Source organism: Verticiella alkaliphila, from assembly GCF_018904615.1.
In the GTDB taxonomy this organism is placed as follows: Bacteria; Pseudomonadota; Gammaproteobacteria; order Burkholderiales; family Burkholderiaceae_B; genus Verticiella; species Verticiella alkaliphila.
This window is the reverse complement of sequence record NZ_JADCNH010000012.1, coordinates 21307-41889: the sequence shown is the minus strand read 5'-3', so window position 1 is coordinate 41889 and position 20583 is coordinate 21307. Positions and strand designations below refer to the sequence as shown.

Genomic DNA, 20583 nt, shown 5'->3' with positions numbered 1-20583 from the left:
CCTGTGGCGTTCAGGCAGAGCCTGCGCGCAGCAACCGCATGCCGTTCTCGAGATTGAGCGCCGTGCGCACGCCTTCGAGGCTAAGACCCAGTTCGACGAGCGTGATGGCGACGGCGGGCTGCATGCCCACGATCACCGTCTGGGCGTCCAGCACCCGAGACATGCCCGCAATGTTGCTGATCATCCGCCCGATGAAGGAATCCACGATGTCCAGGGCCGAAATATCGATCAGCACGCCGCGGGCGCGCACAGCGGCGATGCGCTCGGTCAGGTCGTCTTGAAGCGCCATGGCGAGCTGGTCGTGCATGTCCACCTGGATGGACACGAGCAGGAATTCACCGATCTGCAGTACCGGGATGCGATCCATGGCGTCACAGCTTGCCGTAGAGGCTGGTCTCGGCCGTGCTGTCGGGGCGCGTGAGCGCGAGTGCCTTGCGGAATGCGTCGGCCAGCGAGGCCTTCGTGTGCACCCCGCTCAGGTCCACGCCCAGATGCACGATGGTCTGTGCGATCTGCGGGCGGATGCCGCTCAGCACGCATTCGGCACCCATCAGCCGGGCAGCCGCCACGGTCTTGAGCAGATGCTGGGCGACCAGCGTGTCAACGGTCGGCACACCCGTGATGTCGATGATCGCGACTTCGGAGCCGGTGTCCACGATCTTCTGAAGCAGGCTCTCCATCACCACCTGGGTGCGGGCACTATCCAGCGTGCCGATGAGCGGCAGCGCGATGATCTTGTCCCAGAGTTGCACGACGGGGGTGGAGAGCTCGAGCAGCTCTTCACGCTGGCGCGAGATGATCTCCTCGCGGGCGCGCTGATAGGTTTCCATGGTGAAAAGACCCAGCGAATCGAAGAGCAGCGACGTCGCCCAGACATCTTCGGCAGTGGACGCGCTGTCCGCATCTTCCCGGGTGCGCAGCAACTCGAAAATCGGCTCTTTGAAGGAGAAGACGTAGCGAGCGGTCTGACCCGGCGACAGGCCGCGACGCGCGCCCTGCACGGAAAACTCCTCGAGCAGGCGACGCACATCGTGCCAGGCCGGACCTTCCACCGTCGCCACGGACGAGACGGTGCTTGCCTGGACGATGGCACTGAAGAGGTCGCGCCCCTGACGCTCGTCCTGTGCCGACGAGAATGCCGCTGCATCACTTGCGCGGCCCTCGGTCCAGCGGCGGAGGATGGCTTGCTCGTGGCGCGAGAGGAACTCGCCGAGGCGCTGGAAGACGGATACTGCAGTCATGACGGCTCCGGCAAAGCTGGGGTCGGAAAATGAGGCATCCGCAATATAGCACCGGTGTTACGTGCGTGGCCTGCCGCGGTCGGCCCGTCGCAACGCCGCCACATCCGCCTGCGCGTCAGGCCACCGGGCGCAGCGGATCGCTGCACCATTCACTCCACGAACCGGGATACAGACGCGACCCGTGCAGGCCCGCATGCTCCATGGCGATGAGATTGTGGCAGGCCGTGATGCCCGATCCGCACTGGTGCACCACGTCGATGGGGTCACGGCCGTCCATCAGGGCACCGAACTCCCGGCGCAGGGCATCGGCCGTCTTGAAACGGCCGCCCGCATCGAGATTCGTGGTGTGCGGCCGGTTCAGTGCGCCCGGGATGTGCCCTGCCACCGGGTCCATGGGCTCGATCTCGCCCAGATAGCGCGCCTTGGCCCGAGCGTCGAGCACGAGCCACTCGGCCGTTTCCAGATTGGTGACGAGCGCGTCCGCATCGACGGCGCCAACCAGGGAGTCACCCAGCGGCAACGGGCGGCTGCACTCGCCAGGAAGCTCGCGCACCTGCGTCAGAGCGACGTCCTCGACGGGCAACCCCGCGCTGCGCCAGGCCTGCCAGCCACCGTCGAGCACAGCCACGCGGGCATGCCCCAGCCAGCGCATCATCCACCACAGGCGGGCGGCCATGGCGCCGGCCTGGGCGTCATAGGCCACCACCAGGTCGTCTTCGCCCACGCCGGCCTCGCACATCAGCGTGTGAAAGGCGGCGCGATCAGGCAAGGGATGCCGACCATTGCCGGAGGTGCGCGTGCCCGACAGATCAGCGTCCATGTCCAGGAACACGGCCCCGGGCACGCGGGATTCGCGGTGCGCCAGCCAGCCTGCGGCGGGGTTGGCCAGATCGTGGCGAACGTCGAAGACGCGCACGCTGCCGCGGTCCAGACGCGACGCCAGCGAGGGTGCGTCGATGAGGGTTGTCATCATGGTGGATGTCCTGAAGATGTTGCCGATGGACATCCTGTTGCAAGATCCAGGCCAGAACGTCAGCGCCGGCCCCGGTTACCGCCGTGGCGGCGCCCGCAGGCCCTCACTCGGGCAGCTTGATGTCGTCGCCGAACGGCTCGAGCTGCTGGCCGACACCCTGCGCCCAGGTGCGGGCGATGGACTCGGCATCCCAGCCGCCGTCGCGATAGGCCACGCGCACCTCCGTGGGCTGCGACCACAGCGAGAGCTTGTCGCCGCCGATGCCGATGCACTGGCCGGTGATGTGCGCGGCCTGGCTCGACGCCAGGAAGAGCAGCAACGGCGCCACATCCTCGGGCATGCCCAGACCCAAGCCTTGACGCAACGATGGCGGCAACGGCTCACCACGGGCGACGCCTTTGGCAAACGGCGCGAAGACGGGAATGGTGGCCACCATCTGCGTCATCGCCACGGGAACGATGGCGTTGACGGTGATGCCGGCCCGCGCGCATTCCGTGGCCCAGGTACGGGCCATGGCCGCGATGCCCCCCTTGGCCGCGGCGTAATTGCCCTGGCCGAACTTGCCGCGCTGACCCGAAATGGAACTGACGAGCACGATCCGCCCGCCGTGCCCTTGCGCACGCATCTGGCGCACGGCAGCGCGTGCGCAGGTGAAGGTGCCGCGCAGGTGGGTCTGCGTCACCAGGTCGAACTCCTCGTCCGACATGTTCCAGAGCACGCGGTCGCGCAACACGCCGGCGTTGGTGCACATGAGGTCGAGTCGGCCGTAGGTTTCGACGGCTCGTGCGACCAGGCGATCGGCGGCGTCAGCCGAGCCGACCGCGACCACCTCGGCCACGGCACGCCCGCCCTCAGCCGTGATGCTGTCGACGGCCTGCTGAGCGGCCTCGGCATCCACGTCGTTGATGACCACGCCCGCGCCAGCCCGGGCCAGGGCCTGTGCGAAGGCCAGCCCCAGGCCGCGGCCGCTGCCCGTGACGATGGCCGATTGTCCTGACAAATCGATGGTGTTGTTGTGACTCATGCTGGATGTCCTTTGCCTGGCCTCAGCGGCCGGTGAAGCGCGCCGGGCGCTTTTCCATGAACGCCCGCGGGCCTTCGCGCGCATCCTCGGAGGCCATGACGATGCGCTTGGCCTCGTCCTCCAGGGCATACGCCTGCGCGAGCGGCAAGCCACTGCTCTCGCGCACCGTGCGCTTGACGGCCTGCACCGCCACGGGCCCGTTCTCGGCAATGCGCTGCGCGAGTGCCATGGCCTGGGGCAGCACGTCCGCGGCCGGCACGATGCGGTTGATGAGCCCGAAGCGCAGCGCCTGCTCCGCGGTGAAGGTGTCACCCGTGAGCAGCAGCTCCATGGCGAGCGCATGCGGTATCTGGCGTGTGAGGCGGGCCAGCGATCCCGCGAACGGAATCACCCCGCGCCGCACCTCGGGCAGGCCGAAGATCGCGTGCTCGGCCGCGATCCGGATGTCCGTGCCCAGCACCATCTCCATGCCGCCCGCCAGGCAGGGGCCGTTGATCGCGGCGATAAGGGGCTTGTCGATCGGGTAATCGCGCAGGCTGGACGCGGCCATGACGAAGGGCTCCTCGAGTACCCGGCGATCCCAGTCGTCCGCCGGCGCGCGCTCACCGCTCATCAACGGCAGCATGGTGCCCAGGTCGCCGCCGGCACAGAAGGCCTTGTCGCCGGTACCCGTGAGCACGCCCACCCGCAGCGCCGGGTCTTCGAGGAAGTCCCGAACGGCATCGGCCAGTCGGCAGACAAGCTCTGGCGTGAGTGCGTTGCGCGCCTGCGGCCGGTTCAGCGTGAAGATCGCCACCGCCCCGGATGTCTCGTACAACAGCGGCAGGGACTCAGACATCGCTCACACCCTCCTCACGCAGCGCGGCGATGAATTGCTCGCGCAGATCGAACTTCTTGACCTTGCCGCTGGGGGTGAGCGGATACTCCTGCACGAAGCGGATGTACTTCGGCAGCTTGTGCCGGCTCACATTGGCCCGGCAGTAGGCCTCGACCTCGGCCGCATCCAGCGCGTGGCCTTCGCGCACCTGGATGAACGCCGCCGATTCCTCGCCCATGTACTTGTCCGGAATGCCCACCACCTGGGCCTGGCGGATCGCGGGGTGGCGCATCAGAAAGCCCTCGACTTCGGCCGGGTAGACGTTCTCGCCGCCCCGGATGATCATGTCCTTGATGCGGCCGACGATGCGGATGTAGCCCTGGGCATCCATCGTGGCGAGATCGCCGCTGTGCAGCCAGCCGTCGGCATCGATGGTCTCGGCCGTCTTCTCGGGCATGCGGTAGTAGCCCTTCATGACCCCGAAGCCCTTCACGAGAAGCTCGCCCACCTGGCCCAGCGCCACGGGCTGGTTGTCCCCATCCACGATCTGCACCGACACGTGTGCGAGCGGCTTGCCCACCGTGGACGACTTGAGCTCGAAGCTGTCGCTGGCCAGCGTGCCCGTGACCATGGGGCTCGCTTCGGTCATGCCAAAGCCGATGACCGGATCCGCGCCGAACTCCCGCTTGACCTGCTCCAATACCGGCACCGGGATCGGCGTGCCACCCGAAAGCACCAGGCGCAGCGTGCTGGTATCGATCGCTGACGCCTGCGGATGCTGCAGCATGGCGATCAACATCGTGGGCACCCCGTGCAGGATCGTGGCGCGCTCCTGCTCCACGAGCTGCAGCAGCTTCAGCGGATCGAACTGGATGGCCTTCACCAGCGTGCCGCCATGAGCCAGCAGCCCCAGCACGTCGACGACGTTGCCGGCGGTGTGGAAGAACGGCATGGCGGTGACCATGCGGTCACCCGGTCGATAGCCCGCGCGCAGGCCAAAGAGCCGCGCGTTGTTCAAGGTACTGCGATGCGTGATCATGGCGCCCTTGGGAGCGCCCGTCGTCCCACTGGTGAACTGGATCTGCGAGACGTCATCGGGACGCACGGCGGCCTGCCGCGCCTCGAGCTCCTTGGCCGGGATGCAGGCGCCCTGCGCCACCATGGCATCGAACGGCATCAGGCCAGGACACCCCGTATCCGCGCCGATGAGCACGGCGTGGCGCAGGCTCGGGAAGGCCGCGCATGCAAGAGGCTCGCTATCCCCATCGGCGCGCGTGGCGAGTTCCGGCACCAGGCTGGCGAGCGCATCGTAGTAACGATTACCCCGGTGTTCGGCCATCAGCAGCACCGTGTGCACTTCGGCCTGGCGCAGCAGGTAGTCGAGCTCACTCAAGCGCGCGTTCGTGTTGACGGTGACGAGCACAGCGCCGATCTTCGGCACGGCAAGCTCGAGCAGCAGCCATTGCGGCACGTTGGTGGCGAGCACCGCGACCTTGTCGCCTGCCTGCACGCCCAGCGCCAGCAATCCGCGGGCAACCTCATCCACCCGATCGCGCAGCGCCCGGAATCCCAGGCGCAGTTCCAGGCCGTCTTCCGGGTAGCGGTAGACGACCGCATCCTGATCGCCATAGGTCTGCGCCTGCTGATCCAGCAAGTCACCCAGCGTCAGATCCAGCAGTTCCGTGCCTTCTGACTCCGGCTCCCAGATCGAAGCATCGCCCCGTATCGCCATCTCCTGCCCCTGAAAAAAAGCCGCACAAGGAAAGGCATCATAGTGGCGCCATGCTCACCGAATGCTGTCCTCCTAGATGACGACAGCCGGGGGATTGCCGGTGCCTGCACGGGAGAAGAGTTCGTTGCGAAAGCGGATGCCCATGCGCGCGAAGGCGCGCTGGCGGTAAGTCTTGACGGTGGTGAGGGTCACACCCAGGTCCGCGGCGATGCCGTCCAGGCTCCAGCCTGCCAGGATACGCGCGCACACGTCCATCTCGCGCTCGGTCAGCCGCGAGACGTCATGCTGCAGACGGGAACGCCAGTACGGCACCCAGTCGCGCTGGGAGCAGTCGGGCGGCATGAGCTCGGCATGCTTGCGCGCCAGCGCGAGCAGCATGGGGCCGACATCGTCCAGCGCGGCCAGGTGCCGGTCGTTGAACGCGGATTGGTCCCGATGCCGGTAGAAGTTGACGGCGAAGACCGGGCCGTCGTCGCGCTGCTGCACGATCGAGATGCGCTCGGCCATGCCGTGGGCCTCATAGACGCGCTCTCGGTGCTCGGGCGGCATCTCGCCGGACGTGATGTGCGACAGGAAAGTGCCACCCGCGCCAGCATCGTCCCAGTACAGGGTACGGTCGCGATCATGGGGACCGGAGAGATAGGCCTGCCAACAGCGCACGGTGCGGTCCGGCGCATCGCGGCTGGCGGAGAAGTACAGGCGGGGGGCGCACTGGGCACCGATCTGGTAGGCGCTCCAGGAACCGGCGGGAATGAGCGTCTGCATGGCCTGCAGCACCGAGCCCGCGAACCCGCGCGTGCCGATGGCATCGATCAGGGACACGATCGTGTCCGGCGACGCACCCCGCCCTTGGGTGGCAAGCCACTGTCTCATGTCTGCTCCCGACGCCGTGAAAGGCAGGGCGCAACCCTCCTCCTTCCCGCGACGTCAATCCGACCGGTCTGAACGCCGGTGTCCTTGGGCTCAAGATTACTGCATCGGGCGGTGCCCAGGCACCGCCCGGCTCGCGTCAGACGGCGATCGGCGCCTTGATGCCGGGATCCGGGTCATAGCCGTCGATCTGAAAATCCTCGAAGCGGTAGTCGTAGATCGAGTCCGGCTTGCGCAGGAGGTTCAGGCGCGGCAGGGCCTTGGGGGTGCGCGTGAGCTGGAGGGCGATCTGCTCGAGATGGTTGGAATAGGCGTGCAGGTCGCCAATGCTCACCACGATCTCGTGCGGCACCAGATCGCATTGCTGGGCGAGCATGTGCGTGAGCAGCGCGAGCGAGGCGATGTTGTAGGGCAGGCCGAGGAAGCTGTCCGAGCTGCGGATGTAGAGCTGCGACGAGAGCTTGCCGTTGGCGACGTAGAACTGGTACAGCAGGTGGCACGGCGGCAGCGCCATGCGCCCGCTCGCGGCGTTCTCCACCGGGCTCTTGCGCTCGTCGGGCAGATATTCCGGGTTCCAGCCCTGAAAGAGGATGCGGCGGCTGTTCGGGTTGGTCTTCAACGTCTGCACGACGTAGTCGATCTGGTTGATCGTGCCGCCGTCGCGAGTCGGCCAGGCCGTCCACTGCTTGCCGTAGACCGGGCCGAGCTCGCCGTCCTGCGTGGCCCATTCATCCCAGATCGTGACGCCGTTCTCGTTGAGCCAACCGATGTTGGTGTTGCCGCTCAGGAACCAGATCAGTTCGTTGGCGATGCTCCTGAAGTGCAGGCGCTTCGTGGTGAGCAGCGGGAAACCGTCCGCCAGACGGTGACGCATCTGTCGGCCGAACACCGACGTCGTGCCGGTGCCGGTACGGTCGCCTTTGGTCTCGCCGTTCTCGAGGATGTCGGTGAGGAGATCGAGGTATTGCTTCATGCAGGCACCCTGTCAGCGGGTTGTCGGGTCATCCCAGGTTCCTTCGTCGCCAAAGAGGCTGGCCGTCCCGCCCAGGCCCTCGGCGTCCAGCAAGGCGTAGACGATGTCGGGATTGCGCTCGAAGCTGCGGCGGATCGCCGCCGGCAAGGTCTGACGCGTCTTGCGGCACAGGCCGGGCATGGCCTCGACTTCGATGGCGATGCCGCGCACCGTGCGCACGCCGCGCGCGCTGGGCGTGATGCGCAGCACGATGCCGAGTTGCGCCTGCAGCTTGCCTTCCACGCGGCGCAGGTCAGCCAGGGACTCGAGGGCCTCCAGCCGCTGCACCAGCCGCTTTTCTTCCTCGCGGGTGAGCATCAGCACGCGGGCGTCGGCCTGCGGATCGGCCAGCACGCGCTCGCGCTCGCAGGTACAGGCGCCGGGCGGGCATTCCTGACGGATGGGGAACGACGGGGTCATGCGGCATTTTAGCGGGTGCCGGCGGCGCCTCGATCACCCCGGCGAGCCTGCCAGCGCTTGAGGTACGGCGCCGTCGCGCTGTCCTGGCTGCGCGCCACCGCAGCGGGCGGGCCCTCGGCCACGATACGCCCACCGGCAGCACCCGCCCCTGGCCCCAGGTCGATCACCCAGTCGGCGTCGGCGATCACCCGCAGGTGGTGTTCGACCACCATCACGGTATTGCCGGCATCGACCAGGCCGTGCAGTTGCCGCATCAGGCGATCCACATCAGCGGCATGCAAGCCGGTGGTGGGCTCGTCCAGCACGTAGAGGGTGCGGCCCGTCTGGCTGCGCTGCAGCTCGGTGGCGAGCTTGATGCGCTGCGCTTCGCCGCCGGACAGCTCCGTGGCCGGCTGGCCGAGCCGCAGATAGCCCAGGCCGATGTCGCGCAGCACGGTGAGCGGGCGATGCACGGGCGGCTCACCGGCGAATGCCGCCAACGCTTCCTCCACGGTCATGGCGAGCACGTCCGCGATGGTGTGGCCCTCCCAGCGCACCTCCAGCGTCTGCGCGTTGAAGCGGCTGCCATGGCACGTCGGGCACGGGGCATACACGCTGGGCATGAAGAGCAGCTCCACCTGGACGAAGCCCTCCCCCTCGCAGGTCTCGCAGCGGCCCTGGGCCACGTTGAAGGAGAAGCGCCCGGCGCTGTAGCGCCGCTTGCGCGCCAGCGGCGTCTGCGCAAAGCGCTTGCGGATGTGGTCGAAGAGGCCCGTGTAGGTGGCAAGATTGGAGCGCGGCGTGCGGCCGATCGGCTTCTGATCCACATTGACCAGACGACGGATGGACTCGGCCCCGGCGGCAATGCGCCCTTCGGTCGGTGCTGCCACCGTCTGCAGGCCGTCGTCGTCGTCTTCGTCGGCAGCCGCCTGCCCCAGATGGCCCGCGACGAGCTCGACCAGCGACTGGCTCACGAGGCTGGATTTACCCGAGCCCGACACACCCGTGACCGCGGTGAACACCCCCAGCGGCACGCGCACGTCCACGCCCTGGAGATTGTTGCGCGTGATGCCAGCCAGCGCGAGCCAGCCCGCCGGCGTGCGCAGCTCGCGCGGGGCGGCGTCGGGCGGCGCGAAGAGGTACTGCCCGGTGACGGATTCCGGCACGTCGCGCAGGCCTTGCGGCGGCCCGCTGTAGACGATCCGGCCGCCATGCTGGCCGGCGCCGGGCCCCACGTCGACGATCCAGTCGGCGCGGCGCAAGGTCTCCAGATCGTGCTCCACGACGAACACGGTGTTGCCCGCGGCCTTCAGTTGATCCAGCGCGTCGTGCAAGGCTTCGCCATCGGCCGGGTGCAGGCCGGCCGAGGGTTCGTCCAGCACGTACACCACCCCGAAGAGATTGGCCCGGATCTGGGTCGCCAGGCGCAGCCGCTGCAGCTCGCCCGGCGAGAGCGTAGGCGTGGTCCGATCCAGCGACAAATAGCCGAGGCCGAGCGCCTGCAGGCTGTCGATGCGCCCGCACAGGTTCGCAGCCAGGCGCTGCGCCGCCACGCGCTTTTCCTCGGACAGGTCCGGCGTGCGGCGTACGTCCGGGCTGCCGGCATGGGCCGCGCCCCCGGCGGCGAGGCGCTGGGCGGCGTCACGCTGGCTGGCCGCGCGGCTGCGGGGCTTCTGGGGTGCGGGGGTATCGAACTGACCCTGCGCGGCCGGACGCAGCAACTCGCCCACCTGCGCCAACGGGAGTTTGGCCAGCGAGCCGATATCCAGACCGGCGAACGTGACGGCCAGCGCCTCGGGCTTCAGGCGGCGCCCGTCACACACCGGGCATGCCTGCCCCACCAGATAGCGCGACACGCGCTTCTTCATGAGCGCGCTCTGGGTGGTGGCGAAGGTGTGCATCACATACCGACGCGCACCGGTGAAGGTGCCCATGTAGCTCGGTTCGCGCTTTTGACGCAGCGCCTTGGCGGTCTCGGCCGGCGACAGCCCGGCATACACCGGCACGGTCGGCTGCGCTTCGGTGTAGAGAATCCAGTCGCGGTCCTTCTTCGGCAGATCGCGCCAGGGGCGGTCCACGTCATAGCCGAGTGACACCAGGATGTCGCGCAGGTTCTGTCCGTGCCAGGCGGGCGGCCAGGCGGCGATGGCGCGCTCGCGGATGGTGAGCGAGGGGTCCGGCACCATCGAATCCTCGGTCACCTCGTACACGGACCCCAGCCCATGGCAGCGCGGACACGCGCCCTGCGGTGTGTTGGGCGAGAAATCCTCCGCATACAGCATGGGGGCGTCGGGCGGATAGGTGCCGGCGCGCGAATACAGCATGCGCAGAAGGCTCGAGAGCGTCGTCACGCTGCCCACGGTGGAGCGCACGTTGGTGCTGCCGCGTTGCTGTTGCAGCGCCACGGCTGGCGGCAGACCGTCGATCGTGTCCACGTCCGGCACGCCGGCTTGATCAATCAGCCGCCGCGCGTAGGGTGACAAGGACTCCAGATAGCGGCGCTGCGCCTCGGCGTACAGGGTGCCGAACGCGAGCGAGGACTTGCCTGAGCCCGAGATGCCGGAGAAGGCGACGAGACAATCCCGCGGGATATCGACGTCCACGTCCTTCAGATTGTGCTCGCGTGCCCCGCGCACGCGGACCAGGGCATCGAAGGGGCGGGAGGCAGCGGGACGTTGAGGCATGCGACGACGAGACCGTGGGTGGGATGCCTCGTGCATCGCAGCCTGCGTGCCAGCCACTCAGACGCCCTTGAAATAGGCAAACGCTATTCTTGGATTCGTTTAATTTGATTTTACCAATCGAAGGCACGTGGGTAGGCTAGAGACCTCGACAATAAGCCCAGGGCCACACGGCCTTCACCGCCCTGACGCCATGACCGGAGCCGACGCCATGTCCCATGAATCCCGATGTCCCTTCCACGCCGCCGGCAGCGGCACGAGCATTCGTGACTGGTGGCCGAACCAGCTGCGCGTGGATCTGCTGAACCAGCATTCGACCCGATCCAACCCGCTGGGCGAGGCATTCGACTATGCCGCCGAATTCCAGAAGCTGGACTACCACGCGCTCAAGCGCGACCTGCGCGCCCTGATGACGGCCTCGCAGGACTGGTGGCCCGCCGACTTCGGCCACTATGGGCCGCAGTTCATCCGCATGGCGTGGCACAGCGCCGGCACGTATCGCATCCAGGACGGCCGTGGCGGCGGTGGCCGCGGGCAGCAGCGCTTCGCGCCGCTCAACAGCTGGCCGGACAACGTCAATATCGACAAATCGCGCCGCCTCCTGTGGCCGATCAAGCAGAAGTACGGCCAGCAGATCTCCTGGGCCGATCTGCTCATCCTCACTGGCAACGTCGCCCTGGAGACCATGGGGTTTCGCACCTTCGGCTTTGCCGGTGGCCGCGAAGACACCTGGGAACCCGACCAAGACGTGTACTGGGGCCGGGAGACGACCTGGCTGGGCGGCGACAAGCGCTATGCGCATGGATCCGATGGCACGGGGAAAGACCACAACGCGCTTGTGACCGATGACGACGCCGATGGCGACACGCACACCCGGGATCTGGAGAACCCGCTTGCCGCCGTGCAGATGGGCCTGATCTACGTCAACCCGGAAGGCCCTGACGGCAATCCCGATCCGCTCCTGGCCGCTCGCGACATCCGCGACACGTTCGCGCGCATGGCCATGAACGACGAGGAGACCGTGGCCCTGATCGCGGGCGGCCACACCTTCGGCAAGACCCATGGCGCCGGCCCGGCCGAGCACGTGGGTGACGACCCCGAAGCCGCCGACCTGGCCGCGCAAGGCCTGGGCTGGCACAGCAGCTTTGGCTCAGGCAAGGCAGGCGACGCCATCACCTCCGGCCTGGAGGTGACCTGGACGACGACGCCCGCGCAGTGGAGCAACAACTTCTTCGAGAACCTCTTCAAGTTCGAATGGGAACTGGAGAAGTCGCCCGCGGGTGCCCACCAATGGGTGGCCAAGGATGCCGGCGAGATCATCCCCGACGCGCATGACCCCGCCAAGAAGCGCCGTCCGCGCATGCTGACCACCGACTTGTCGCTGCGCGTGGACCCGGCCTACGAGAAGATCTCGCGCCGCTTCCTGGAGGATCCGCAGGCGTTCGCCGAGGCCTTCGCCCGCGCGTGGTTCAAGTTGACGCACCGGGATCTCGGCCCGAAGTCGCGCTACCTGGGCCCGGAAGTGCCGAAGGAAGACCTGGTCTGGCAGGACCCGCTGCCCAAGGCAGACCATCTGCCCGTGCAGGCAGCCGACGTGGCCGCCCTGAAGGCGAAGATTGCCGCCAGTGGATTGAGCGTGGCCGAGCTCGTGTCGACTGCCTGGGCGTCGGCCTCCACCTTCCGGGGTGGCGACAAGCGCGGTGGTGCCAATGGCGCCCGCATCCGCTTCGCCCCCCAGAAGGACTGGCCCGTCAATCAGCCGCAGCAGCTCGCCAAGGTGCTGCAGACGCTCGAAGGCATCCAGACCGCGTTCAACCGCGAGGCCGACGGTGGCCGCCGGGTGTCGCTGGCCGATCTCATCGTCCTGGCAGGCGGCGTGGGCATTGAGCAAGCGGCCCAGGCCGCCGGCGTGAGCATCGACGTGCCGTTCACCCCGGGCCGCGTCGATGCGCGCGAAGACCAGACCGACGTCGAATCCTTCGCCGCGCTCGAGCCGCGTGCCGATGGCTTTCGCAACTACGTGAGCGGCGCGCGCATCGCCTCCGGCGCGGAACATGTGCTGATCGACAAGGCCCAGCAACTCACGCTGACGGCACCCGAGCTCACCGTGCTGGTGGGCGGCCTGCGCGTGCTGGGCGCGAACCACGAGGGCAGCGCAAACGGCGTCTTCACGGATCGCCCGGGCACGCTCACCAACGACTTCTTCGTCAACCTGCTCGACATGCGTACCGAGTGGAAGGCAACCTCGCCCATGGCCGGCACCTTCGAGGGCGTGGACCGCGAGAGCGGCGAGCGCCGTTGGACGGGCAGCCGCGTGGATCTGGTGTTCGGCTCGAACTCGGTGCTGCGCGCCGTGGCGGAGGTGTATGCGAGCGCGGATGCACAGGCGAAGTTCGTGCACGACTTCGTGGCGGCCTGGACCAAGGTGATGAATCTGGATCGATTCGACCTGGCGTGATCGCCCCCCACGGCAGGTGAGATGAAGAGGGCCGCCTTCGGGCGGCCCTCTTCGTACAGAGGACAGGCGCCGCGCACCGACGGCCCTGGCAACGATCCGCTCAGCGGCTCACCCGCTAGCACCCGCGGAGACGTCGTCCTCCAGATAATCCTCGACGAGCCGATCGTCCTTGACGATGCCATCGGTGCGCGGCGTGCCGTCGGGCTCGTTCTGAATGTACCGACCATTGGCCATGCCGTTGACGAACGTCGCATGCATGAGCAGACGGCCATCCTCGGCGAAGCGGTACATCGGCCCATGCCGCTCGCCTTCGTCATTGAACGTCACGCGTTCGATCAGATAGCCCGGACCCAGTCGCGCTTCCCAGGTGCCGACGCGCTTGCCCAAGCGGTACTCGCCTTGCGCCATGCTCACCATTGCCTCGGACTCAAGGCGCAGATCCTGCAATGCGACGATCCATGGACCATCGCGCTCGCCATCGACATAGTTGCCTCGCTCGCGAACCACGCCGTCGCTGTTGCGCATTTCATAGCGACCGTGGCGCACGCCGTGGCGATATGTCTCGAAGCGGCGCAGTTCGCCCGCCACGGTGAGACTGACCTCGCCATGCGAACGACCTTCCCGGTTGTATTCAGAGACCCGTACCGTGTCGTCTTCGTACCGCTCCCAGCGGCCCGTGCGTTGGCCTTCGTGGTATTCACCACGCTCGAACAGCTTGCCGTCCCGGTGAGACTCGAACTTGCCATGGCGCTTGCCATCGGCATACTCGGTCAGCGAGTAGCCATTGCGCCCGGTCATCCGGCGCGCCAGCCCATCAGGGCTGCCGTCCAGGTAGTAGATGTCCTGGCGCAGGGTGCCGTCTGCCCCCCACCCTTTCACCCAACGGTGGCGCCTGTCTTCGGAACGAAGGGTCTCGCTGAGGATCTGGCCATCTCTGGCAAAGCGGCGTTCAGCTTGCACGGGCTTGCCTTCGAAGGTTTCCTGAGACCAGACGCGCTGCACCTGGCCGTCGGGGTAGAACCGCGTGTCCTTCTGCCGCGCCCCCTCATCGTCGTAGATGACCACCCGCCGGGGCGTTCCGTCATTGTGGAAATGCCTGGACTCGCCGATCGGCTTGCCGTTGCGCAGCGTTTCATCACGCGTGAGCGTGCCATCCTGGGCCCAGCGGCGCGAGGCCCCTTCGACGGTGCCGTCCTCGTAGGTCAACTCGCTACGCAGCTGTCCGTTGGGGTAATAGTGACGCAACACCCCGTGCCGCTTGCCTTCACGAAAGTGAGCCTGCGTTCTCAGCGCACCCTCGCCGCCAGGAAAGTAGGCTCGATGGGTACCGTGCTGCTTGCCGTCGACAAAGTCGGTCTCGCTGCGCACGGTCTTGCCATCGTCGTGATAGCGGATGTCCTTGCCGTGTCGATCATTGCCGCGCACCTCGATGCGGGACAGCTGCACGCCCTCGTCATTGAATCCCTTGAGGACACCGGTAAAGTGGCGCTGGTCGTCATACTCGCCGACGGTGCGCGGCTGGCCGTTGTCGTGATACGTCTGAAATCGACCGGCATGCGAAGCGGTCGCGGGATCAGGGCCATCCAGCGTCAGCGACGCTCTGCGACGCCCGTTGTCCAGATCCAGCACATGCAACGTCCAGGCGTCATCCTCGTTGGCCTCCAGCTCGCCGCCAAATTCGGCATCCTCGCGTGCCACGGGGCGATAGTCACCGTCGAGCCACAGGGCCGGAGCAATCGCCGCCGGCTCCGGAGCGTCAGTGGCCTCGGTTGCCTCGGCGGGTTCGGCCACGTTGTCCGGTCGAGCCACATTGGCGGCTCCATCCACGGCAGCGGGAACGACCGCGACGGCAGACTGAGTCACGTCAGCGGGTTGGGTTGCGTCGGCCGTATGCGCGGGCTGCTGCCCCTGCGCCCATGCGGGCACGGTCACGAAAAAGCTCAGCGCCAGGGCCGTCCAGAGTGAAGTCATTCTCATGGCAGGGCCTCCAATTGCACGGTCCACTCTCGCGCGACGGGCTCCCCGTCCAACGCAAGCCGTTCGACGGACGCCACCGGACGTGCAAACCGCAGCCGTCCGTCGTGCAGATAATCCTCGAGCGTCAGCTCGTCCTGATTCGCCTCGAGCTTGTCCAGGGCATTGGGCAGCGGCAGCATCACGGCACCACCCTGATCGCGCACCCGCACCATCGTCCACAGGGCCTCCCTGTCCTTGATGGGTGTCTGCCCCTGCACGGCCTCAAGGGGCACCATCCAGCCCGGATCCTGCTGCGGCAATTCCAGTGACTGCCACCCCGGCTCGCCGTTGCAAGCCAGCGTGACCTTGGCCTCGATACCATAGAACACGGATCGCACGCCGTCCTGCGTTTTAATCTGGTAATGCGCCAAGGCGTCGCCCGTCTGCTCCTTCGAGAAGAGATTGAGTTGCCGTGGAGCGGGCGCGGGGTCGCTCTGCTGCCAGGTGAGCGCCACTCCAGCCTCATCGGGTGCCTCGCTCCCCAGGCGGCATGCCTGCGCCACGGCGGGCGGCAACGCGAAGCGAATTTCGTTGCGTTCGATGCCAGTGGGCACCAGGGTGTCCCACGTCCAGTCTGATGACGCCTCGGCCACGGCATCTGCCGGGATCCGCCGAGGTGGCAATGGCCTGTCCAGCATCGCATAGCGCGCCTCGCCCGTGACGAGGGTGACCATGCGTTCGGCGCGCTCAGGTTTTGCCCAATAGGCGAGTGGCAGCCCTCGGGACGGGTCATCCACCCGATAGCGGAAGGCATAGGTCGACGTCGAAAACAGATCGCCGCCACGGGTCATGCGCAAGAGCGTCGTGTCTGCCAGGGGACGCTCCGTGCCCGGCACGGATTCGAGATCGTGCCACTGACCTGCTGGCGGCGCGCTCGTGATGTCCATGAAGATGAAGTCACCCTCCGCGTTCTTGATGGTGACATCCCACTCGCCAAGCGCGTCGGCAGGCTGCGCCGTGACCGTCGATGCCCCCTCCCGCAGCACCGTAGGCTCATCCTGCAGCGGCAGCAGGATGCGGGCGGGGTCGCCTTCGTCGAGGTGGTTGACGCGGGCCTCGATGCGGTCGATCCGGGCCATCAATGCGTGGTCCCAGGTGAGGGGCACGAGCCGATAGCGCGTGCCGTCGCGTTCCGTACCGGCCCTGACCTGGCCTGTGGTGAGGAACGCGAGATCCAGGGGCTCACCCCGCGCGCCGTAGGCCACGACATCGCTCAGCCAGAGGCGACCGGGATCGACATCATGATCGAGGGAAGCACTGTCGAGGAACACGTCCAGACCGCGGTCGTTGGCCACGAACTCATGCACGTCGCCAGCCACGCTCTGATCAAGGCTTGCCGGCTTCAACGTGAACAGGGTGAAGTCGCCTGGCTGCGCCATCATCGGAGGGTATTCGCCCAGGAACTCCAGGGCGCCGTAACCCGGGTCGTCCAGCGGACGCATCAGCAAACGCATGGTCTGGTGCGACGTCTCGTCGCCCCCGGACGCAGGCAGCTCGCCCGCCATGGTGAGCGCCAGCGACTGCACCCAGCCGGTCTCGCGCTCGATGCGCAACCGGCCATCCACCCGAATATCGCCCTCGGCCTGTGCCAGGTTCAGCGTGACGACATCGTCGGAGACGTCCACGACCTCCAGGCGCAGCGCCGGCAGTGGTGCGCGCGCGGGAAGGGTCTGCGTGGCACCGACCTTGGCCGGCAGGTCCACGCTGGCGAAGGCGGCTGGCCCCCAGTCCTCGCGCACGAGCGAACGCATGACTTCCTCGTGGTTGGCGGCGGATGCTGGGAGATCCCCCTTGTCCAGCAGCGCCTTCCACGCGTCCTCGGCCACCAGGCGCGCCGCCACGGGATGCCCTGCCTCGTCGAGTTCCACGTCGACACCCGGAGCCAGCAACTCGCGCAGGCGTTGCTGGGCCTGCGTATCGCTCAGGCTGTTGATGGTGTCGGCAGAGGACCGATCCGTCGAGACATGCAGATAGAGCGGCTCGGCGCGCATGATGCGGGTGTCACCCTCGGCGCGTAGCGATTGCCGCACCACGAGTTCGGATTGGATCTGGGCGGCTCGGCGCGAACCCTGGGCCGCGATGCTGCCACTCGTCTGCAAAAAATAGGTGCGCTCGCCGCCAGGCTCAGGCAGGGTGAGCACGCGCGGATCGAGCGCGTCACGCAGGGGGGTCCAGGCCAGCCAGACGACCAGGAGGACAAGGAAGAGGAAGAGGGCAGAGAGGGAGAGGCGACGTCGAGTCCAGAGCAAAACCGAGGGTTCCAGCGCGTGTATGGGCCCCCGATGGTATCAGCCGCCGATACGTGCCAAAAGGGGACGACGGGCCTACAAGCCCAGGCCCGATAGCATCAGGAACGTCGCGAACAGAACGAAGTGGGTCATGCCTTCGATGGCGTTACTCTGGCCGTCGCCCAGATTGATGGCCGCGGCGATCAGCGTGAGCGCCACCATCACCGTCTGCACCGGGGTCATGGCCATCTGGAAGGGCACGCCCAGGTACAGCGCCCAGGCTTCCATGATGGGGACGGTGAGGATCACCGTGGACAACGATGCGCCCATGGCGATGTTCACCACGGACTGCATGCGGTTGGCGAGCGCCGCGCGCAGGGCGGTCAGGATCTCGGGGCCGGCCGAGATGGTGGCCACCACCAGCGCGATGAGGATGGGTGGCGTGCCCAGGCCTTCGATACCCACATTCAGGCTCGCGGACATCACCTCGGCCAGCGCGCCGATCACGACCACGCCGGCGACCAGCGTCAGGATGGCCGTGCGGGTCGTGACAGGCGGCTCGTCGTCATCCTCGGCATCCGCAGGGCTCGCGGGTACGCTCGCCGCGTCATCGGCGCCCACGGCGTCGTCTGCCTGGGCGCGCGCCGGCGCCGCCTGCAGCAGCACGCCGAGCTTGCGGCCACGGTTGCGCCGGCGTTTCTCGGGGTAGGCATAGCTGAAGAAGTAGCTGTGCGGCCCGGTCTGCATGCGCAGAAAAAGCGCATACAGCATCAGCATGGCGAAGATCGTGAAGACCGAATAGGCCTGCCATTTTTGTTGCGGGATGAACTCGGGCACGATCATCGAAATGCCCATGGCCGTGAGGATCATCACCGCGTAGGTCTTGCCCGAATCGTCGTTGTAGGACAACTCGCCGTGCTTCAGGCCGCCCATCAGCGCGGCGAGGCCGAGGATGCCGTTGATGTCCAGCATCACGGCGGCGTAGATGGTGTCGCGCACCAGCGTGGGCGAGGCATCGTGGGTGACGACGATGGCGAGCACGATGACTTCGACCAGCACGGCCGAGAGCGTGAGGATCATCGTGCCGTACGGGTCGCCCACTTTCTCGGCGAGGATCTCGGCATGGTGCGCCACCCGCAGCGAGGCGCAGACGATGGCGGCGACGAGTGCGGCGGCCCCGAGCAAGGCCACCATGCGTCCGCTCTCGAGCAGCACATGCTCCAACGGGTAAGCGATCAGGCCGGCGACGATGGCCAAGAGGAGCAGACGTTCACGAGCGAGGAGGGCGGACACGGGTAGCAGGGGCGGACGGCGCGACAGCGCGCCGGGGCACCCAGCATGGCACATGCCCGAGCGCGTCGGCAAGGCTGTGCACGCGCGCTATAGTGGCGGCCCCGGCCCGCGCGGTCGCGTCTGCCCCACGTCCTGCCATGCCCCAGCTTTCCCTCATCGTCGCCTACGCCCGCAACCGCGTGATCGGCCGCGACAACACCCTGCCCTGGCGGCTGCCGAGCGATCTTGCACACTTCAAGCGCACCACGCTGGGCAAGCCGATCGTGATGGGCCGCAAGACGTGGGAATCGCTGGGCCGCCCGCTGCCGGGTCGGCACAACGTGGTGATCAGCCGCGATCCGGGCTATGCCGCCCAGGGCGCCACCGTGGTGACCAGCCTGCCCGATGCACTCGCAGCCTGCCACGACGCCGAGGAGATCTTCGTGATCGGCGGCGAGGCGATCTTCGCGCTCGCACTGCCGCTCGCCGACCGCCTCATCGCCACCGAGATCCACGAGGACGTCGAGGGCGACACGTGGTTCCCGCCGCTGCCCGAGGGCTGGCGCGAGGCGGCCCGCGAGCCGCAGCCTGCGGAGAACGGCATCACGTTCGACTTCGTGACCTACGTGCGCGGCTGACCCTCCTGCCGTCGCATGGCAACACCGCGGCCCATGCTGGTCGTGACACCCTGGCCCCGCAGCCGTGGGGCGCATCGCCCCCCTTGGCTCAGGCGATAGCGCCACCGCCGGCCTGCCCATGTCGCCATGGGTAGAGCACATTCACGCCGCCGCGAGCCACGCCCCATAACGGGCCATGTCCACATTGCCGCCGCTCAGGATGATGCCCACCCGCTGCCCGCGCAGGCGCTCGCCGAGCTGCCGCACGGCCGCCAGCCCAAGGCATCCGGACGGCTCGACCACCAGCTTCATGCGTTCGGCCAGGAACCGCATGGCGGCGACGATCTCTTCCTCAGTCACCGTCAGAACATCCGTCACGTCGCGCTGGATGATGCCGAAGGTGAGCTCGCCCAGCGACTGACTCTGCACGCCGTCAGCGATGGTGGCGGGCGTCGGGATGCTGATGATGCGACCGGCGCGCAGCGACTGCTGGCCATCGTTGCCGCTCTCGGGCTCCACGCCGTACAGCCGGACGTCGGGTGCGTGGGCGCGCGCAGCCAGGCAGGTGCCGGACAACAGCCCGCCCCCGCCCAGCGGGGTGAAGAGCGCGTCGAGCGCGCCCACGTCCTGCAGCAGCTCGTGTGCGGCGGTGCCTTGTCCTGCGATCACGTCAGGGTGATCGAAGGGCGGAATCAGCGTGAGGCCGCGGCGCGCAGCGAGGTCCCGCCCGATGGCGAGGCGATCCTCTTTGACGCGGTCGTAGCCGATCACCTCGGCACCATAACCTTCGGTAGCCTCGCGCTTGGCGGCGGGCGCATCGTGCGGCATGACGACCACCGCCGGCATGCCCAGGAGCCGCGCCGACAGCGCGATCGCCTGCGCGTGATTGCCGGACGAGAAGGTGACCACACCCGCCCGCCGCTGCGCGGCATCGAACTGCGACAAGGCATTGAACGCGCCGCGAAATTTGAAGGCGCCGATGCGCTGCTGGTTCTCGCACTTGAAGAAGACCTGGGCGCCCAGCGCCTCGTCCAGGGTGCGCGAGCGCAGCACGGGCGTGCGGTGCGCGTGACCGTCCAGGCGAGCGGCAGCGGCCTGGACATCATCGAAGGTGGGAAGCGCAGACAGCGACATGATCGTGAACTCTCCATGACAACGGCATCAGTCTGCCACGCCTCGCGCCGCGCAGGCAGTCACAGTTCTGCCATATTTCTGCCACAACAGCGCAATCCTGGCTGCGTAT

At 67.5% G+C, this 20583-nt stretch carries 16 protein-coding genes; 2 read left to right on the top strand and 14 right to left on the bottom strand.

Annotated elements, in window-relative coordinates:
• Nucleotides 1–10: 10 nt before the first annotated feature.
• From IMZ29_RS10135 to IMZ29_RS10090, 10 genes are all read right to left on the bottom strand, one after another.
• On the bottom strand, nt 11–367 hold the full coding sequence (locus IMZ29_RS10135; protein WP_216183356.1) for an STAS domain-containing protein: 357 nt from the start codon (nt 365–367) through the stop codon (nt 11–13).
• A 4-nt stretch (nt 368–371) separates the two neighbouring features.
• Nucleotides 372–1241, bottom strand: coding sequence for an STAS domain-containing protein (locus IMZ29_RS10130; RefSeq protein WP_216183353.1), 870 nt, complete (start codon nt 1239–1241; stop codon nt 372–374).
• 115 nt (nt 1242–1356) lie between these two features.
• Nucleotides 1357–2214 (bottom strand): sulfurtransferase, encoded by an 858-nt coding sequence (locus IMZ29_RS10125; RefSeq protein ID WP_216183351.1) that lies wholly within the window; start codon nt 2212–2214, stop codon nt 1357–1359.
• A gap of 103 nt (nt 2215–2317) precedes the next feature.
• Entirely contained in the window at nt 2318–3238 is a 921-nt protein-coding gene (locus IMZ29_RS10120) for an SDR family NAD(P)-dependent oxidoreductase (RefSeq protein WP_216183349.1), read from the bottom strand.
• A gap of 22 nt (nt 3239–3260) precedes the next feature.
• Nucleotides 3261–4076: an enoyl-CoA hydratase/isomerase family protein gene (locus IMZ29_RS10115; RefSeq protein ID WP_216183347.1), complete on the bottom strand. Its 816-nt coding sequence runs from the start codon at nt 4074–4076 to the stop codon at nt 3261–3263.
• The gene (locus IMZ29_RS10110) at nt 4069–5787 is read right to left on the bottom strand and encodes an AMP-binding protein (RefSeq protein WP_216183346.1); all 1719 of its coding nucleotides are present in this window, start codon (nt 5785–5787) and stop codon (nt 4069–4071) included. The genes IMZ29_RS10115 and IMZ29_RS10110 overlap by 8 nt, the downstream gene beginning before the upstream one ends.
• A 72-nt stretch (nt 5788–5859) precedes the next feature.
• On the bottom strand, nt 5860–6660 hold the full coding sequence (locus IMZ29_RS10105) for a helix-turn-helix transcriptional regulator (protein WP_216183344.1): 801 nt from the start codon (nt 6658–6660) through the stop codon (nt 5860–5862).
• A gap of 136 nt (nt 6661–6796) precedes the next feature.
• The gene (locus IMZ29_RS10100) at nt 6797–7630 is read right to left on the bottom strand and encodes a thymidylate synthase (protein ID WP_216183342.1); all 834 of its coding nucleotides are present in this window, start codon (nt 7628–7630) and stop codon (nt 6797–6799) included.
• A 12-nt stretch (nt 7631–7642) separates the two neighbouring features.
• Nucleotides 7643–8089: a hypothetical protein gene (locus IMZ29_RS10095; protein WP_216183340.1), complete on the bottom strand. Its 447-nt coding sequence runs from the start codon at nt 8087–8089 to the stop codon at nt 7643–7645.
• 8 nt (nt 8090–8097) lie between these two features.
• Nucleotides 8098–10752 carry an excinuclease ABC subunit UvrA gene (locus IMZ29_RS10090; RefSeq protein ID WP_216183338.1) on the bottom strand — a complete coding sequence of 885 codons (2655 nt, stop codon included), beginning with the start codon at nt 10750–10752 and terminating at the stop codon, nt 8098–8100.
• Between the two features lie 208 nt (nt 10753–10960).
• Between IMZ29_RS10090 and katG the strand changes: the two genes are divergently transcribed.
• On the top strand, nt 10961–13207 hold the full coding sequence (gene katG, locus IMZ29_RS10085; protein ID WP_216183336.1) for a catalase/peroxidase HPI: 2247 nt from the start codon (nt 10961–10963) through the stop codon (nt 13205–13207).
• A gap of 108 nt (nt 13208–13315) precedes the next feature.
• Here the strand turns inward: katG and IMZ29_RS10080 are convergent, their stop codons facing one another.
• The 3 genes from IMZ29_RS10080 to IMZ29_RS10070 all read right to left on the bottom strand — a co-directional run bounded on the left by IMZ29_RS10080 (nt 13316) and on the right by IMZ29_RS10070 (nt 18744).
• The gene (locus IMZ29_RS10080) at nt 13316–14998 is read right to left on the bottom strand and encodes a toxin-antitoxin system YwqK family antitoxin (RefSeq protein ID WP_216183334.1); all 1683 of its coding nucleotides are present in this window, start codon (nt 14996–14998) and stop codon (nt 13316–13318) included.
• Between the two features lie 182 nt (nt 14999–15180).
• Nucleotides 15181–17472 (bottom strand): hypothetical protein, encoded by a 2292-nt coding sequence (locus IMZ29_RS10075; RefSeq protein ID WP_216183333.1) that lies wholly within the window; start codon nt 17470–17472, stop codon nt 15181–15183.
• A gap of 75 nt (nt 17473–17547) precedes the next feature.
• Nucleotides 17548–18744, bottom strand: coding sequence for a calcium:cation antiporter (locus IMZ29_RS10070; RefSeq protein WP_216183331.1), 1197 nt, complete (start codon nt 18742–18744; stop codon nt 17548–17550).
• A 137-nt stretch (nt 18745–18881) separates the two neighbouring features.
• On the opposite strand from IMZ29_RS10070, the gene IMZ29_RS10065 reads away from it, so the two are divergent.
• A complete protein-coding gene (locus tag IMZ29_RS10065) occupies nt 18882–19361 on the top strand; it encodes a dihydrofolate reductase (RefSeq protein ID WP_216183329.1) in 480 nt (159 codons plus the stop codon).
• Between the two features lie 141 nt (nt 19362–19502).
• On the opposite strand, the gene IMZ29_RS10060 is transcribed toward IMZ29_RS10065, so the two are convergent.
• Nucleotides 19503–20474 carry a threo-3-hydroxy-L-aspartate ammonia-lyase gene (locus IMZ29_RS10060; RefSeq protein WP_216183327.1) on the bottom strand — a complete coding sequence of 324 codons (972 nt, stop codon included), beginning with the start codon at nt 20472–20474 and terminating at the stop codon, nt 19503–19505.
• Nucleotides 20475–20583 lie beyond the last annotated feature (109 nt).